The sequence below is a fragment of the Hymenobacter sp. HDW8 genome, from assembly GCF_011305775.1.
Classification (GTDB): domain Bacteria; phylum Bacteroidota; class Bacteroidia; order Cytophagales; family Hymenobacteraceae; genus Hymenobacter; species Hymenobacter radiodurans.
In genome coordinates this window covers 1,152,016-1,168,388 of record NZ_CP049907.1, presented here as the reverse complement: position 1 = coordinate 1,168,388, position 16,373 = coordinate 1,152,016, and the positions used below count along the sequence as shown (strand labels likewise).

12 protein-coding genes are annotated in these 16,373 nt (G+C 54.1%); 9 read left to right on the top strand and 3 right to left on the bottom strand.

Features of this window, described 5'->3' with window-relative positions; genetic code table 11:
- The first annotated feature begins 106 nt into the window (after positions 1 to 106).
- The 4 genes from G7064_RS04780 (at position 107) to G7064_RS04765 (ending at position 4,398) form a co-directional block, all read left to right on the top strand.
- Entirely contained in the window at positions 107 to 1,270 is a 1,164-nt protein-coding gene (locus G7064_RS04780) for an MFS transporter (protein ID WP_166072680.1), read from the top strand.
- Positions 1,271 to 1,435: 165 nt separating this feature from the next.
- Positions 1,436 to 2,356, top strand: coding sequence for an aldo/keto reductase (locus G7064_RS04775; RefSeq protein ID WP_317172824.1), 921 nt, complete (start codon positions 1,436 to 1,438; stop codon positions 2,354 to 2,356).
- Positions 2,357 to 2,386: 30 nt separating this feature from the next.
- Positions 2,387 to 2,926, top strand: a complete 540-nt coding sequence (locus G7064_RS04770) for a DUF4136 domain-containing protein (protein ID WP_166072678.1) — start codon at positions 2,387 to 2,389, stop codon at positions 2,924 to 2,926.
- Between the two features lie 128 nt (positions 2,927 to 3,054).
- Positions 3,055 to 4,398 carry a leucine-rich repeat-containing protein kinase family protein gene (locus G7064_RS04765; RefSeq protein WP_166072677.1) on the top strand — a complete coding sequence of 448 codons (1,344 nt, stop codon included), beginning with the start codon at positions 3,055 to 3,057 and terminating at the stop codon, positions 4,396 to 4,398.
- A 115-nt stretch (positions 4,399 to 4,513) separates the two neighbouring features.
- Here G7064_RS04765 and G7064_RS04760 read toward each other — a convergent pair whose 3' ends face one another.
- Positions 4,514 to 6,871 carry a M3 family metallopeptidase gene (locus G7064_RS04760; RefSeq protein ID WP_240935739.1) on the bottom strand — a complete coding sequence of 786 codons (2,358 nt, stop codon included), beginning with the start codon at positions 6,869 to 6,871 and terminating at the stop codon, positions 4,514 to 4,516.
- A 505-nt stretch (positions 6,872 to 7,376) separates the two neighbouring features.
- Here G7064_RS04760 and G7064_RS04755 point away from each other — a divergent pair.
- The 4 genes from G7064_RS04755 to G7064_RS04740 all read left to right on the top strand — a co-directional run bounded on the left by G7064_RS04755 (position 7,377) and on the right by G7064_RS04740 (position 12,297).
- The gene (locus G7064_RS04755) at positions 7,377 to 9,926 is read left to right on the top strand and encodes a DUF5916 domain-containing protein (protein WP_166072676.1); all 2,550 of its coding nucleotides are present in this window, start codon (positions 7,377 to 7,379) and stop codon (positions 9,924 to 9,926) included.
- A 172-nt stretch (positions 9,927 to 10,098) separates the two neighbouring features.
- Positions 10,099 to 10,722: a class I SAM-dependent methyltransferase gene (locus G7064_RS04750; protein ID WP_166072675.1), complete on the top strand. Its 624-nt coding sequence runs from the start codon at positions 10,099 to 10,101 to the stop codon at positions 10,720 to 10,722.
- Positions 10,723 to 10,833: 111 nt separating this feature from the next.
- Positions 10,834 to 11,817, top strand: coding sequence for an ABC transporter ATP-binding protein (locus G7064_RS04745; protein WP_166072674.1), 984 nt, complete (start codon positions 10,834 to 10,836; stop codon positions 11,815 to 11,817).
- Positions 11,818 to 11,892: 75 nt separating this feature from the next.
- Positions 11,893 to 12,297, top strand: a complete 405-nt coding sequence (locus G7064_RS04740; RefSeq protein ID WP_166072673.1) for a hypothetical protein — start codon at positions 11,893 to 11,895, stop codon at positions 12,295 to 12,297.
- A gap of 125 nt (positions 12,298 to 12,422) precedes the next feature.
- Here the strand turns inward: G7064_RS04740 and G7064_RS04735 are convergent, their stop codons facing one another.
- Positions 12,423 to 13,007 carry a hypothetical protein gene (locus G7064_RS04735; RefSeq protein WP_166072672.1) on the bottom strand — a complete coding sequence of 195 codons (585 nt, stop codon included), beginning with the start codon at positions 13,005 to 13,007 and terminating at the stop codon, positions 12,423 to 12,425.
- Positions 13,008 to 13,219: 212 nt separating this feature from the next.
- Between G7064_RS04735 and G7064_RS04730 the strand changes: the two genes are divergently transcribed.
- Entirely contained in the window at positions 13,220 to 14,923 is a 1,704-nt protein-coding gene (locus tag G7064_RS04730; protein WP_166072671.1) for a flavin monoamine oxidase family protein, read from the top strand.
- A 110-nt stretch (positions 14,924 to 15,033) separates the two neighbouring features.
- Here the strand turns inward: G7064_RS04730 and G7064_RS04725 are convergent, their stop codons facing one another.
- The gene (locus G7064_RS04725; protein WP_166072670.1) at positions 15,034 to 15,999 is read right to left on the bottom strand and encodes an alpha/beta fold hydrolase; all 966 of its coding nucleotides are present in this window, start codon (positions 15,997 to 15,999) and stop codon (positions 15,034 to 15,036) included.
- Between the last annotated feature and the right edge of the window lie 374 nt (positions 16,000 to 16,373).

The window sequence follows — 16,373 nt, the reverse complement described above, 5'->3', positions numbered from 1 at the left end:
TCGGCAGTAAGTAGCTAAAACCGCGGCGCAACCGCAGAGAGGGGTGGTCGTTTAGTTTTTCTTCGCGTATGAGGGGGCTTATTTACGTGCCGCCTATCCGTTTGCCATGAGTCAGGTATTGACTGCCGTGCCCCCCGCGTCTCCCACGCGGGCGCGAATTGCCATTGCACTATTCTTCTTTGTCTCAGGGTTTGGGTTTGCTACCTGGGCCTCCCGCATTCCCCTGATTCAACACCAGCTTGGGCTCAATGAGGCGCAGCTGGGGGGCGTTTTGCTGGCCCTGCCGGCTGGCCTGATGCTCACGCTGCCCGTTACCGGTCAGTTATTACAGCATTTTAGTAGCCGCCATGTGATGATGGCGGGCGCTATTCTCTACAATGGTGCACTAGCACTTCTGGGTTTTGCCACCCACACCTGGCAGTTGGTAGCGCTACTATTCTGCTTTGGCTCCTCGCGCAATCTGCTCAACCTGAGCATGAACGCGCAGTCGGTGGGCGTGCAGGCTTTGTATAAGCGCTCCATTATTGCTTCGTTTCATGGCGTCTGGAGCGTGGCGGGGTTTGCGGCTGCGGGAGTTGGCACCTTGCTGATTCGAGGCTCGGTGCCCATTAGCTATCACTTTTTGGGCGTAGCGGTGCTGCTCACGGCGCTGTCATTGGCGTTTTTCCCAAATGCGTTGGCGCTGCCGCCGTCACCACCCGCTACCAAGTCGCGCTTTTCGTGGCCCGACAAACACCTGTTGAAATACGGCCTTATCACGTTCGCCTCTATGGCCTGCGAAGGCACGCTGTATGACTGGACGGGCGTGTACTTGGTGCAGGCCGTGCACGCACCCAAGGAATTAGCAACACTAGGATTTACGGCCTACCTAGTTGCCATGACTACGGGCCGCTTCCTCGGCGACTGGGCAGTAAGCCGTTTTGGCACCAAACCCATGTTACAAGCCAGCGGCATCCTAATGACAACCGGCTTACTGCTGGCGGCCGCTTTTCCGACGCCTCTGTTGGCTGGCGTGGGGTTCGTGCTGGGCGGGCTGGGCGTGTCATGCGTGGTGCCGCTGGTGTTTGGGCTCGTTGGCAAAGCTAGTCCTGAGCGCGCTGGGGCAGCTATTGCCTCTGTTTCAACGGTGAGCTATTTCGGTTTTCTGATCGTGCCGCCGCTGGTAGGGTTCGTGGCGAAAGCTTCTAATCTACGCTGGTCGTTTGCGCTGGTGGCGCTTCTGGGTGGGGTGGTGGTGTGGCTGGTACCCAAGCTGCGGGAAGAAGCATAAAAAAGCCCCCCGGCAAGTAACGTCATTCGTATTTGGCCCTGACCTAAACATCGGCCTTTGCCGCTTTCTGAGCGTATACAGTAGCCAGCACTTCAGCACGACAGCATGGACTACATCCGTTTAGGGGCCTCTGGCCTTCAGGTTTCTAGAATTTGCCTAGGTACGATGACCTACGGCACCCCCACCGACCGCTGGCCGTGGGCTCTAAACGAGGAGCAGAGCCGGCCTTTCATTCAGAAAGCGTTGGAACTGGGAATCAACTTTTTCGATACGGCCGACGTGTATTCCAACGGCGCCAGCGAGGAAGTAGTCGGGCGGGCCCTGCGCGACTTTGCCTCGCGCGACGACGTGGTTATTGCCACCAAAGTATATAATGCGATGGGGGCGGGCCCTAACGATAAAGGGCTGTCGCGCAAGCATATAATGAAGGCTATCGATGCCAGCCTTAAGCGCCTCGGTACCGACTACGTCGACCTCTATCAGATTCACCGCTGGGACTACGATACGCCCATTGAGGAAACGCTGGAGGCCCTGCACGACGTGGTGAAAGCGGGTAAGGCGCGCTACATTGGCGCATCCTCAATGTTTTCGTGGCAGTTCGCGCAGGCGCTGTATTTATCGGATCTGCACGGCTGGACGCGCTTTGTGAGTATGCAACCCCACTACAACCTCGTGTACCGGGAGGAAGAACGCGAAATGCTGCCGCTGTGTCAGGATCAGAAGATCGGCGTCATTCCGTGGTCGCCGCTGGCGCGCGGGCTGCTCACGGGCAAGCGCAGCAAAGCCCGCAACGAAACCGAACGCGCCCGCACCGATATCTTTGGCCAAGCGCTGTATTCCCGCGACGATGACTTCGACGTGGCGGCCCGCGTGACGGAAGTAGCCGAAGCCCGCGGTCTGCCCAATGCGCAGGTGGCATTGGCCTGGATGCTGTCGAAGCCCGTGGTGACGGCGCCCATCATCGGGGCCAGCAAAACTGGCCATCTTGAGGATGCCGTAGCCGCGCTGGATGTGCAGCTTTCTGAGGATGAAATTACCCGTCTGGAAGAGCTGTATTTACCTCACCCGGTGCTTGGCTTCGCCTAAATCAGTAGTTCTATCTCTGTGTTCATAGCTATGAAAACGTTTCTTCTACTGCTCTTGCTGAGCCTGGCAGCCTGTGCGCCTGAGCAGGTAAAAGATATCACGCAGCAATCAGGCGTCGACTTTACGACCTATAAAACCTATAACTTCATGGATGTGAATGCCCGCAACGAGGCCGCATTCGAGGGCCCCGGCACCGGTATCGAAACCCTGAAGCAAGCCGTGAGCCGGGAGATGACGCGGCGCGGCTATCAGCAATCGGACTCGCCGGATCTGTTGGTGAATATTGGGGTCGTTATCAAGGACAAAACCCAAACCCGCCAGACTACTATTCAGGAAGCCCCCTTGTATATCGGGCAGCGCAACTACCGTTGGCAAAGCCAAGAGGTGGCAACGGGCACCTACGAAGAAGGTACCGCCACCATAGAAGTGGTGGACGCGGCCCGCAACGAACTGATTTGGGAAGGGTCGGTGGCCAGCATTCTGACACCCAAACCCGACAAGCTTACCAAGCGCATCAACGACGCCATCAGAACGCTGTTTGACAAATATCCGGTGCCACCCCGAGGGTAGTGCTGCTTAATACAGTCGAAAAAAGCCCCCGAACATTCCAGAATGTTTGGGGGGCTTTTTTCGACTGTATGGTAGCCAATTTCATATTTGATACGCTGGTCACAGCCTTCCAAAGCTACCTTTGCCGGATGCATACGCTTGATCAATTGCGCGCTGGAAAGCTGGCCGGTACCACTCGCCTCGATTTATCTGAAGGCCTCACGGAGTTTCCCACTGAGATTTTTGAACTGGCCGACACGCTCGAAATTCTCAATCTTTCCGGCAATAAGTTATCCGCTTTGCCATCCGATTTCGGGCGGCTGCACAAGCTGCGCATTCTGTTCTGTTCCGACAATCGGTTTGCCAGCGTGCCCGAAGTTTTGGGTCAATGCCCGCAGCTGAGCATGGTTGGGTTTAAGGCAAATCAAATTCAAACTCTGCCGGCAGCGGCGCTTACGCCCGCGTTGCGCTGGCTCATTCTCACCGATAACCAGCTCCGCGAACTCCCGCCCGAGTTGGGCAACTGCCAATACTTGCAAAAGCTAATGCTGGCCGGCAACCAGCTCACAGAACTGCCCGCGAGCATGGTGGCCTGTACGCGGTTGGAATTGGTGCGCATTGCTGCCAATCGGTTTGAGGAATTGCCGCAGTGGCTTTTAACGCTGCCGCGCCTGTCGTGGCTGGCATATGCCGGCAACCCTTTTAGCGAGGAAGCTGAACAGAAGGCCGTGGCCCAACACCCCATCACCACCATCGATTGGGCTACCCTAACCTTGCAGCAGCAGCTAGGCGAGGGAGCATCGGGGGTTATTTACCAGGGGCAATGGCAGCGCGAAAATGCGGCTTCGCAGGCCGTGGCAGTGAAGCTTTTCAAAGGTGCCGTGACCAGCGACGGACTGCCGCGCAGCGAAATGGCGGCCTGTATCAGCGCCGGCGCTCATCCTAATCTGGTGGCCGTGGGGGGCAAAATAGGCGGTCATCCCAACGGAGTTGAAGGGTTAGTGCTGGACTTGATTGACCCAGAATTTCGCAATCTGGCCGGCCCGCCCAGCTTTGCGTCGTGCACCCGCGACGTGTACGCGGATGGTACGAGCTTTAGCTTAAAAGCTGCCTTGCAAATTGCCCACGGCATTGCTGCCGCCGCTGAGCACCTGCACGCGGGCGGCATCATGCATGGCGACTTATACGCCCATAATATTCTGACTACGGAAGCCGGCGCCAGCTTGCTCAGCGACTTTGGCGCCGCCTGCTTCTTCGACCCCGAAAAACTGGAATGCGCTCATGCTTTGCAGCGCTTGGAAGTACGGGCCTTCGGTTGCTTGCTGGAAGAACTTGTAGTTCCTTGCCAAGACTCACTGGTTTTTCCCGACGCCTTACATACGATGCGGGACTTACAGGCGCAATGCACACAACCTACAGCTTCGGCCAGGCCACTATTTGCCGAAATCCGACAGACATTGGCAGATGTGCAAACTATGGGTCAACCCTTGTAATCGGCATTAAACGCATTCAATTTACTGCCTTTTAAAAAAAGCCTCCACTACATCAGTAGCGGAGGCTTTTTTTAAATTAATCGGGCAGGTAATCCTTGCCGAAAAGTGCAAGAGATTAGCTTTTTTTCTTGCTAGGGGCCTTTTTATCCGTTGGTTTGGTTGCTTTGGCCTCTGTTACCGGGAAGCCACGCTCGCGCATCAGGGCCTCCGTTTTGGGGTCGCGGCCCCGGAAGGAGCGGTAGGCTTCGGCAGGGTCAACGGTGTTACCCACGGAGAAAATCTGCTGGGTAAGGCGCTTGCCCACGGCTTTGTCGTACGGGCCGCCAGCCTCAGTAAAGGCACCATACGCATCGGCCGCAATTACCACCGACCAGAGGTAACTGTAGTAGCCAGCTGAGTAGCCATCAGACGAGAAAACGTGCGAGAACTGTGGCGTGCGGTGACGCATCACAATCTCGCTCGGCATGCCTAGCTGCGCCAGGGTTTCACGCTCAAATTTGTCGGGGTCAATCTTCTGGTCGCCGGCTAGGTGCAGCTTCATATCAATCAGAGCGCTGGCCAAAAACTCGGTGGTCTCGAAACCCTGATTGAATGTAGCGGCCTTCTCAATGCGGTCAACTAGTGCTTGCGGAATGGGCTTACCGGTTTGGTAATGCACGGCAAAGCGCTGAAGCACTTGCGGCGTAGAAAGCCAGTTTTCCAGCACCTGCGAGGGGAACTCAACATAGTCGCGCACTACGCTAGTGCCGGATAGTGTGGGATAAGTGACGTTGGAAGAAAGCCCGTGCAAGGCATGACCAAACTCGTGGAAAAGGGTAGTGGCGTCGGTCCAGGAAATCAAGGTTGGCGCACCGTCTTTGCCCTTCACGAAGTTGGAGTTATTCGACACAATGGTCGTAACGGGCTTGCCGTCCATGCGCTCCTGCTTACGATAGGCATTCATCCAGGCCCCAGAGCGTTTGCCGGGGCGCGCATACGGGTCAAAATACCAGAGGCCTACCTGCTTGCCGGAGGTCTTGTCTTTCACTTCCCACACCTTCACATCGGGGTGGTACACGGGTACATTGGTGACGGGGCTAAAAGTGAAATTAAACAGCTCACCAGCGACCCAAAACATGCCTTCGCGCATTTTATCCAGCTGCAAATACTGCTTTACCTCATTCTGGTCGAGGTCATAACGGTCTTTGCGGACTTTCTCGGCGTAATAGCGGTAGTCCCAGGGCTCAATCTTGAAGGTGGCGCCTTCTTTCTTGGCCAAGGCCTGCATATCGGCCACTTCTTCTTTCACGCGCGCCACGGCCGGCTTCCACACTTCTTCCATCAGCGCCATTGCCTTTTCGGGCGTCTTGGCCATAGTGTTGTCGAGGCGCAGGTGTGCGTGGGTGGCGTATCCCAATAGCTTGGCGCGCTCAGCGCGTAGCTGTAGAATCTGAGTAATCAGGGCGTTGTTGTCGTGGGCGCCGCCATTGTCGCCGCGGCTGTAGAACATGCGCCAGGCCTTTTCGCGCAGTTTGCGCTGGTCGGAGTAGGTCAGGAAAGGGTCGATGGAAGAGCGCGTATTGGTAATCACGCCAGCAGCCGACAGTTTGCGGTCAGCGGCAGCCTTGGCTGCATCTTCGCGTAGCGAAGCTGACAAACCACCAAGGTCAGCGGGCGTTTTTAGCACCAGCACGGAATCCGTCTCATCGGCCAATACGTTTTGGCTGAAGCGCGTGAAGTGCCCAGCCAGCTCTTGGTTGATGGCCGACAAACGCGTCTTCGCTTTGGCATCAAGCTTAGCACCCGCCCGCACGAAGTTGTTGTAATACACAAACGCCAAGCGCTGCTGCTCAGGCGTCAGCTTCTTTTTGTCAGGTGAGTTATATACCGCCTCAATGCGGCGGAAAAGGGGCTCATTCTGCGTAATCTGGTCGGAGAAGGCCGCCATCTTGGGAGCCATTTCCCGCTGCACCAACTGCACCTCCGGGTTGCTCATTGTCCCCGTCCAGACGCCATACACGGTCTGCACCTGGTCGAGGGATTGACCAGCCCGCTCCAAGGCAGCAATAGTATTCTCGAAATTGGGAGCTTGCTTGTTACTGGCAATGGCCTGAATTTCCTTCAAGTTTTCGGCCATGGCAGATTCCAAGGCCGGCTTAAACTGCGCCACTTCCACCTTATCGAAAGCCGGTACGCCGCCGTAAGGCCCGGCCCAAGGAGCTAATACTGCATTGTTGTCGGGGCGGGTGGCCGTAGCCGTAAACGTTGGGGCTGTCGTTTGGGCGTGGCTGGAAGTCGGATTCACAGTGGCAGCAAAACTGAAGGTGAAAAGCGTATTTGCTAATAAAAGCCTACCAGGAGAAAAGAGTAGTTTGGGCATGAGGAAAGTGGTGGTTGAGGTAGCAATATGAGCCTGAAAGGTAAGAAGGAACGCTTCGGTTCCCTTTAGCCGGTCGAAGGCGACGTGAACAATAAAGGACTCAAGCCAAATCATGAATGGCAAGTAAAAGCAAAGTCTGTCCACACAGCTTAGGCATGTCAAGTGGCTTGACCCCAATAAGATGAGGTAGAATGAAGGCTGTGACACCCAGTTATTCCGCGCCGATAATATTTTTTGATCGGGCTGTAACCTTCCTGAAATCGCGGAGTTACCAGCGCCGAATACGGTCGTTACTCCTCTCACCCAAAGCGTTGAAAAAATAATTGAATCCGGCTGTAACGTTTAGACTTAACTCTGGTAATCGCCTCGTTCACCATCCCGAATCTGGTTTTTTGCCCCCCGCCAGCTTCGTATTTGCACTACAAATTTCTGCTAGCGGCAATCTGTTTTATTAGCTGATCCCGGCCGTACTACGCGGCTCTCCACGTTTCAATTTCATCTCCTTTTCGCGCTGCGTTTTGCTGCTGCCAGCCACTGGTACGCCCATATTTCTCGGGCACTTTTCTGCCGCTGTTTTCCACTTCACCACCATACGTTTCTTTTCTAATTCACCCGCGCTATGTCTTTCAATTTTACCCTGCGTTTTTGTCTTTTACTGGCCGGATTCGTGGCTGGGGGGCATTTTGCGGTAGCCCAGCAAACTCCGGCCCCCATCAGTTCCGCCACAGCCGCTCCCAAGCGCCAGCTCCAGGCGCTACGCATCACCGAGCCGATCAAGCTCGACGGCGAGCTAAGTGAGGCTATGTGGCAGCAGGCGACGGTAGCCACCGATTTTATTCAGCAGCGGCCCAACCCCGGCGTACCGGAAAAGCAGAAAACGGAGGTGCGCATACTCTATGATGACGCCAACCTCTACATCGGTGCCATCATGCACGATATTAGCCCCGATTCCATTTTGCGAGAAATGACTCAGCGTGACCAGTTTGGCAACACTGATCTGTTTTCCATTTTTCTGGACACGTACAACGACAAGCTCAACGGCTACAACTTCACCGTAACCACTTCGGGAGTTCAGCTAGATGCGCGCTACTCGCCGGCCAGCGGCGAAGACTGGAACTGGAACGCCGTGTGGGACGCCCAAACCAGCCAGCGCGGCACCGACTGGATTGCCGAAATGCGCATTCCGTACTCGGCCATTCGCTTCAGTAAGGCGCCCGAGCAACTTTGGGGGCTAAATTTTGCCCGCCAACGCAAGCGCGATAATGCGCAGTTTTTTTGGAACGAAGTGAAGCCCGAAGTCGATGGTTTTGTGAACCAATGGGGCGAGCTGCGCGGTATCCAAAACGTGGAGCCGCCACTGCGCTTGTCGCTCACGCCTTACGTGTCTACTTACGTGAACCACAACCCATTGAACGCCGACGGCACGCGCCGCACTACCACCAGCTTCAACGGTGGCGCTGACCTGAAATGGGGCATCAACGAAAGCTTCACCTTGGACGCCACGTTGGTCCCTGACTTTGGGCAGGTGCAGAGCGATAATCAAGTGCTCAACTTGTCGCCTTTCGAGGTGCAATTCAACGAGAACCGGCCGTTTTTCACCGAAGGCACCGAGCTATTTAACAAAGGCAATCTGTTCTACTCCCGCCGCGTGGGCGCCACGCCCATCGGCTTTTATGATGTAGCCACGGAGGAAGACGAAAAGATCGTGCGCAACCCCTCCGAAACCCGGCTGCTGAACGCCACCAAAGTATCGGGCCGCACGAGCAAAGGCTTGGGAATCGGGTTGTTCAATGCACTAAGTAACGATGTGTACGCCACCGTGCGCAACACCGAAACGGGGGAGGAGCGTGAGGTGCAAACCCAGCCTTTCAGCAACTACAATATTGCCGTGCTCGACCAGAGCCTGAAGAACAATTCCTACGTGAGCCTGATCAATACCAACGTCACGCGCTGGGGCAAAACTTACGATGCAAACGTAACTGGGGGGCTTTTTCGCTTCGCTGACAAGAAAAACGCCTATGCCTTCGATGGCAGCGTAGTGTACTCACGCCGCCGCGGCACCTCCTTCGGCTCCGATGATCAAGTGAGTGACCAGGATGGCTACAAATACCGGGTAGGCGTGGGCAAAATCAGCGGCAAATTTACCTGGGGACTGAACCACGGCATCGAGTCGGATACCTATAACCCGAACGACCTGGGAATTCTGTTCGGCAACAACAAAATCACCCAGTCGCTAGACATGGGCTACTGGAAATACAAGCCGTTTTGGAAGGTGAATAACTTCTACCTGTTTGGGCAGGCAAGGCACACCTTGTTGTATAAGCCCACGCGCTATCAAAGCACGAGCTTTTATCTGGGCGCTAACACCACGTTCACCAAGAACTTTCTGCAAGTGGGCTTCGACTTCAACGTGGACCCGCGCAACCACGACTACTTTGAGCCGCGCGTGTTCCCGTTGGGCGAATATTACGTGCGCGTGCCCGGCAGCACCAGCCTGATCGTGTTTTTTAATTCGGATACGCGCAAGAAGTTCGCGCTGGGCATGAACGCCGGTAACAGCACGTACGCCCTCGACAACCGCTTCGCCCGCGACCGGCGGGTAAGCTACCGTTTCGGCGCTTATCCACGCTACCGCGTGAATGATCACCTCACCTTCCGCTACAGCCTCGATTGGAGCTTTGATGGCAACCAGATTGGGTACGTAAACGGCGGTATGTCGCGCGACGAGCCGATGGATGAGCCCTTTATGGGGCAGGTTATTCTGGGTCGCCGCGACGTAGCTACGGTTTCCAACGTCTTGTCGGTGGCCTACACGTTCACCAATCGTATGTCGTTCACGCTACGTACGCGCCACTATACTAGCAACGTACGGTACGCCGACTTCTCGATGCTGTCGCCGGGCGGCAATGAGCAACTCGTGGACTACCGCCGCAACCGCGACAATACCTACAACGCCTTCAACGTAGACGCTGTGTACTCGTGGTGGTTTGCGCCCGGCTCCCAGATTAGCGTCGTGTGGAAGAACGCGGGTACGTCGTTTTTGCAGGCCAACGAAGCCACCCCACTTTACTTCGACAACCTGAGCAACACCATCAACACGCCGCACAATAACTCCGTCTCCGTGAAGATCCTGTACTACCTCGACTATCTCGCGTTTAGAAAAAAATAAGGAGCTACTCTACGTCGCTAAAAAGCCCCCCAGTACTGCTATCTACAGTTGATAGTGGTACTGGGGGGCTTTTCTCTTGCGGCTAATCAGGCAGAACTTGTGTACTCATGGCCGGAAACTGTCGTACAAGTTGCGGCGGGTACGGCCTGCTCCAACACCAGATTCTAGCTTCATGATGTCGTCTTTTTTAGGAGAATTTCTGCGTAATCCTGCTGTGGTAGGTTCTATGGTGCCCAGCTCGCGCGAGCTAACCGAGAAAGTAATGGCGCCCATCAACTTTGCCAACGCCCGCTGCATAGTGGAGTACGGCCCTGGAACGGGCGTTTTCACCGATATTCTCGTTCAGCGCCGCAAAGCCGAAACAGCTATTGTGCTGATAGAAGTAAACCGGCGTTTTAGCCAGATGCTGAAGGAGCGCTACTCGGGCCAACCCAATGTGTACATCATCCACGGCTCGGCCGACAAAACCAGCGAATATTTGAAGAAATTGGGTCTGGATACCGTCGATTATGTGGTTTGTGGCTTGCCATTTTCTTCGCTGCCGCGCCGTCTGGGTTGGCGTATCATGCAGCAAACTCAGCAGGCACTACTTCCTGATGGTAAGCTCATTCTGTTTCAATATTCTCTGCAAAACAAACGTCTGTTCGAGCGCTTCTTCCGCCTGCTCGATGACACGTATGTATTACTAAATATCCCTCCGGCCCACGTGCTAGTATATACCCCCGAAACCACCGTTTCTGCAGACGCTACGGCGGCCGAAGTAGCGCAGAAGAACCCAGCCAAAGTGCCTGCTTAGTTGATAATAGGGTATGAATACCACGTTGTGCAAGCTGCACGAAGCGTCGGTTTCTATGTGCTTACTTTTGCTCATGCCTAAGCCGGCCGCTCCACACTCTTTTTCGCTAGTATGAGTTTGTTAACAGTATCAGGAATTACACTGCAAGAAGAGAAATACATTCTAAAGGACGTCAGCTTTACGCAGCAGAAACTACAGAAAATTGCTTTGGCTGGCGAAACTGGAGCGGGCAAAAGCACCCTCCTTCAAACCATCGCTGGCCTAGTGCAGCCCACTGCCGGTGAAGTATGGTTTGATGGCCGAAGAGCCAAAGGGCCGGCCGAACAATTAATGCCTGGCAATCCGGGTATTTCGTACCTGTCGCAACAGTTTGAGCTGCCTAAGTTTTTGCGGGTAGAACAGGTGCTAAAATACGCTAATAAGCTGACAGGAGCGGAAGCCCAGACGCTGTTCGAAGTGTGTCGAATAGACCACTTAGGTGAGCGCCGCACCGACCAGTTATCCGGTGGTGAAAGGCAGCGGATTGCTTTGGCAAAACTGCTACTTTCTTCGCCCAAATTGCTCCTGCTGGACGAGCCGTTTTCTAACCTGGATATGGTGCATAAAAACATCCTGAAATCAGTGATTCAGGATATCGGCGAGCGGCTGCAAATTACCTGTATTCTCATCTCCCACGATCCGCTGGATACGCTTTCGTGGGCCGATGAGATAGTGGTGATGTATGGGGGGCAAATCGTGCAAAAAGGCCCCCCAGCCCAGATTTATAACCAACCTGCTAATGAATATGTAGCGGGTCTTTTTGGAACATATAATCTAATAACAAGCGCTGGGCAAGCGAAGGCTTTCGTAGCGGCGGCCGGGGCGAAAAGCAAGCGTAAAACCATGCTGATTCGGCCGGAAAAATTCATGCTAAACCCAGTCGGTTTAAGCGCCCTTTCAGGTGAGGTAAAAACGGTGCGTTTCTTCGGCTCTTATTCCGAACTTGATGTGCAAGTAGCCGGTAGTATTGTTAGGGTGCGCACCAACGTAGGCAGCGCCACTGCTGGTGATACAGTTAACGTTTCGCTGGCCGCTGATGCAGTCTGGTATATCTAGCCTTAATAAGTAAAAGTTTAAGGTAAAGCAGCGGTGTGTTAGTAGAAACGAAACGCCTTATTTACCTGCTGGTGTATGAATAGAAAAAATGCCGCTTTTCTGGCTCATCAAGTGAGGACAACAGGCTGCCTGCTGGCCCTGCTGACGCTTGCTGCTTTTGCCCCGCCCCAAACGACGCCCAAAGTGCTAAATACGTACCGCAACAAAGCGATAGTGATAAGCAGTGCAGCGCCTATTAGTACACCGCTCGGCACCAAAGCACCAAATGGGTTTCTGGGGCGTACCACTGCCTTTCGCAAGCGGGAAATGTCGGTGATGGTGACACTGGTCCGACCACTCTCTGAGGCGGAAGTCCTGCGTTTTACCGAAACCAAATCGTCGGTGCAAGTTACCTGCGCCACTATCACCGTGTATGACGCCAATGGTACGCTGATGGCGATGGGTGAAAAATGTGCTTTGGCTTCCACCAAAAAGAAGTAGTAACTGAAGTTCGTTCACCCTTTGAGCACAGACCACCAAAAAGGCCCGGTAGTAACCGGGCCTTTTTAGTGGTCTAATACGCGCTTCAGAATTACTTCAAAATACGAGTGTGCGTCTCGTTCTCTCTATTTGCGATCTTTGTCTCGAAGCTTATTCACCACAAAACTTGGAAATGCTTGGCCTTGGTCGTGGCTAGATAAGGCTAGATATAACTTTTCATCACTGAAACGAGCTAATTTGCCAATGCCGACGCCACCAAACAGACCTACCAGTATCCCGTAGCCTAGAGGCTTAACTTCGAAGGTAGTCGTGACACCTGAGTCATTTGTTTTGGTGCCGGTTTGGGTGGTAATAAATCCAATGGTGGCAGCCCCAGCGGTAAGCCATAAAAAGCCACCACGCTGTTTGCGACTAAATAAGTGGATAACGGCACGCGCCTCCTTATCATTAGGGTAACGCTTAATTAGATAGTCTCTGTACTTTCCTTCCTTATACCTCGCTTCCTGCAGTTGTTTAGGAGCTAACAATGGTGCTAGCGTAGCAGCTACTTCAGCCGAAGCAGGAGGTGTGGTGGGCGTGACAACGGGAGCTTCTGATTGGGCATGGCTAGTAAAAACTACATTACTAACTAGCGCACCAACTAGAGAAATGCGAAGTAAAAAGGTCATAGAGTTGATAATATCGGTATTAATTGTGAGAATATGAACCATCAAATATAGGTGCTTTATATACACAGTGCAATTTTTTTGTCATTAGCCTACGTTGTCTTTTTCTAACTTTTTGATATTCGATTTTTCATAAAACAAGAAGGATATTGTAAAAAACAAGAGCTTAATAATTACTGGACTATTGCTTGAATTTATTTGATAATAATTATTTTAGCATAATTCAAAATCCGCCTTGTTTCCAATTAGATATGTGTATGCAAGAATCATCTACTCCGCATTTTAAAGCTCGTACTCCTTTATTGAGAGCTCTGCAAAAGGCTTTTGGATTAGCTACAGTCGCCAATGAATCTGGCGCGCCATCCGCCGACGAGTTGGCTCAGATGGCTACTAGCCAAAGTCGCCGGGATTTTTTGGCCAATACCGCCAAGCTTGGTTTGCTCATTGGGGCTGGTGGTTTGCTCACGGCCTGCGAGGCTGAGGTGGTAGAACCAACTCTGTCACTGGGCGGCACCGCCACTACCGATGCGAAAGACACGCAGCCGCGCATTGTGGTAGTAGGAGCCGGAATAGCCGGACTCAACTGCGCGTATCAACTGCGCAAAAATGGTTTGCGTGCGGATATATACGAGGCTAGCAACCGCGCTGGGGGGCGAATTTTTACCGCTCGCGACCTAATGGCTCCTGGCCTGACTACGGAGCTAGGCGGCGAGTTTATCGACAGTGGCCACCGCGACATGCTGCAGCTGGCTAGGGAGTTTGCTTTGCCGCTTTATGATGTGCAAGGTCCGAGTGAAACGATGCTTCAAAAGGATGCCTATTTTTTCAACGGACAGCACTATTCCGTCGCGCAGGTAATTGAGGCTTTCCAGCCTTACGCTCGCCAAATTGCGGCCGATATTCGTGCTCTGCCCGGCACTATTACCTACGACAAACTTACGCCGGCCGTGGTGCGCTTTGATCAGCTTTCCATTGCCCAATATTTTGACTCTTTAGGCATGACGGGCCTGATCAGGGAGTTGCTGGATGTGGCCTACCTCACGGAGTATGGTCGCGAGGTGAACGACCAGTCGGCCATTAATTTTCTGTATCTGTTTTCGGCCGATACGCATAAGGGCAGCTTCGACATCTTTGGGGAGAGTGACGAGCGCTACAAGATTCAGGGCGGCAATCAGCGCCTCACCGACGCCCTAGCCGAGCAACTCAACGGCCAAATCACGCTGCAGCACAAGCTAGTGAAGCTGGCTCAGAACACCACCGGGCAGTATGTGCTCAGCTTTGAGCGCCCACAGGCCAGTATCCTCAATGTCGTGGCCGACTATGTTGTGCTCACGCTTCCCTTCACTGTGCTGCGCAACATTGATATTCAGGTAGCGCTGCCGGCCTGGAAAACGAACGCCATTCAACACCTGGGCTACGGTACCAACGCCAAACTGATTCTCGGTTTCAAAAGCCGCCCTTGGCGCACCGACGGCTACACGGGCTACATCTTTACGGACAGCACCGTGCAAACCGGCTGGGACTCGGGGCAATTGCAGCCTACTACCCAATCGGCTTATACGGTGTACTTGGGTGGCAACGAAGGCATACAAATAGGCACCGGCACGCCCGAATCACAGGTAAGTCGCTACTTGCCAGTGCTGGAGCAGGCTTGGCCTTCCGCCAGCGGGCAGTATAATGGGCGGGTGGAGCGCATGCACTGGCCCACACATAAATACACGCTGGCTAGCTACGCCTGCTACCGGCCAGGGCAGTACAGCACCATTGCCGGCGCAGAGCGCAAGCCAGTAGGCAATATGTTCTTCGCCGGTGAGCACTGCAGCGCCTGGTATCAGGGCTATATGAATGGCGCCGCCGAAACTGGCCGCATGGCTGCCGAAGACGTACAAGCGGCCTTGCGCGGTAATCGTCGGACGGCCCTGCACCGCCGCATGCAGCAGCGAGAATCTATGTTGGCTTAGAAAAAATAATCAGCAACCAAAAAGCCCCCCGTGATCAGCGGGGGGCTTTTTGGTGTTGGACTATACACGGCTTAAACAACAGAACAGGCTTTTCGCATGAAGGCACTAGCTTATGCGTTTTTCCGAGGGAGCTTTTTTACGTACGTAAGTACGGCTTTGCGGAAGGCTTCGGGCTGCTCTACAAAAGGCACGTGGCCGGCTTGTAGCTGCGCTACCTGCTGATTAGGAAAGCGGAACATCTTGTAATGCTCCGGCCCAACGCAATAATCTTTGGTGCCCGTGATAACCAGCACGGGCGCTTTAATTTGGGGCGTGAGGGCGGTGAAATCCTTGCGGTAATCCGGCAGGCTAAAGCCGTAACTACCGAACTCGCCCGTGCCGGGGTTACCCTTGTCGGCTTCGGTTACCTTTTGGTGGCCGGCTTCGGTCTGGTACTGAAGCTTGAACCAGATGTTCTGCTCGCTCAGGACGGGCATGATCATGCCGAATCGCTCATCCAGCGGCTTACTTTCGTCGAGGTAGGGAGCTTTGTCGGGCAAGGTCGCGAAGTTCAGCCCGTTTGTCAGCGTACTTTTCATGGCTTCCTGTATGCTGAGCGTGCTATTCACGAGCACCAAGCCGCGCACGTGCTGCGGGTAGCGCGCCGCATATTCCGTCGCGATGGTGCCGCCAAAAGAGTGGGCCATTATCAGCCAAGTTTCCAAGCCCAGTTGCTGACGCAGTTCTTCCATATCCTGCACCATACGGTCAAGGGAGTAGTTCTTATTCGGGTCGTTGGGGGTGCGGCCGCTGCCCCGCTGATCGTACCAAATCATCTGGAGCTTATCTTCCAGACTTGGGCCCGCCAGCGCTTCCGGCATGCCGCTCCAAGCGCCCGGTCCGCCGTGCACAAACACGCAGGGGATGCCCTGCCCTGAAATTTTGGTGTAAAGCTTTATGCCGTCGCTGGTAGTGATGCTGGGGGTACCATTGGTGAGCGGCTGTGTACGGACCCCGGCGAGCAGGAGCGTAGTGGGCAGCAACAGCGCCCAAAGTAGAAGTGCAAAGGAGTAGCCGTGGCGGAAGAAACGGGTCATAGAAGAAAAGGTGGGTTAGGGAGAGAAAAGGAGTGTCAAACGTAGAGTGCGACTACTGGCCGCGTACAGCAACGTAGGCAGGTAAAGGAGAGCCGCAAGAAGCAATTAGCTAGACACGAAAAGTGCCTGGGGGGCAAATCAGGTTACAAAAATATAAAAAGACTCAGTATTTAACGCACGCCTAATTCTGCCCACAGCTAGGGAAGTTGTGCGCGGTTTTCAAGATTCTCAGGTAGCTAAAAAAGCCCCCACCTGTCATCCTTCGGGCCGCAGGATGATGAAGCGTGTGCAGCCAGGAAAGATGCTAATGCATAACGGGCTACGACGTGACCATTCTTCAATGGTCGCGTTGTAGCCCGTTATGCATTAGCCTG

Excerpts from the sequence above, each read along its gene's own strand:
- G7064_RS04740 (WP_166072673.1), top strand. The coding sequence starts at position 11,893 with ATGAATAGAAAAAATGCCGCTTTTCTGGCTCATCAAGTGAGGACAACA.
- G7064_RS04760 (WP_240935739.1), bottom strand. The coding sequence starts at position 6,871 with ATGATTTGGCTTGAGTCCTTTATTGTTCACGTCGCCTTCGACCGGCTA.
- G7064_RS04775 (WP_317172824.1), top strand. The coding sequence starts at position 1,436 with ATGACCTACGGCACCCCCACCGACCGCTGGCCGTGGGCTCTAAACGAG.
- G7064_RS04765 (WP_166072677.1), top strand. The coding sequence starts at position 3,055 with ATGCATACGCTTGATCAATTGCGCGCTGGAAAGCTGGCCGGTACCACT.
- G7064_RS04750 (WP_166072675.1), top strand. The coding sequence starts at position 10,099 with ATGATGTCGTCTTTTTTAGGAGAATTTCTGCGTAATCCTGCTGTGGTA.
- G7064_RS04735 (WP_166072672.1), bottom strand. The coding sequence starts at position 13,007 with ATGGTTCATATTCTCACAATTAATACCGATATTATCAACTCTATGACC.
- G7064_RS04755 (WP_166072676.1), top strand. The coding sequence starts at position 7,377 with ATGTCTTTCAATTTTACCCTGCGTTTTTGTCTTTTACTGGCCGGATTC.
- G7064_RS04730 (WP_166072671.1), top strand. The coding sequence starts at position 13,220 with ATGCAAGAATCATCTACTCCGCATTTTAAAGCTCGTACTCCTTTATTG.
- G7064_RS04725 (WP_166072670.1), bottom strand. The coding sequence starts at position 15,999 with ATGACCCGTTTCTTCCGCCACGGCTACTCCTTTGCACTTCTACTTTGG.
- G7064_RS04770 (WP_166072678.1), top strand. The coding sequence starts at position 2,387 with ATGAAAACGTTTCTTCTACTGCTCTTGCTGAGCCTGGCAGCCTGTGCG.
- G7064_RS04745 (WP_166072674.1), top strand. The coding sequence starts at position 10,834 with ATGAGTTTGTTAACAGTATCAGGAATTACACTGCAAGAAGAGAAATAC.
- G7064_RS04780 (WP_166072680.1), top strand. The coding sequence starts at position 107 with ATGAGTCAGGTATTGACTGCCGTGCCCCCCGCGTCTCCCACGCGGGCG.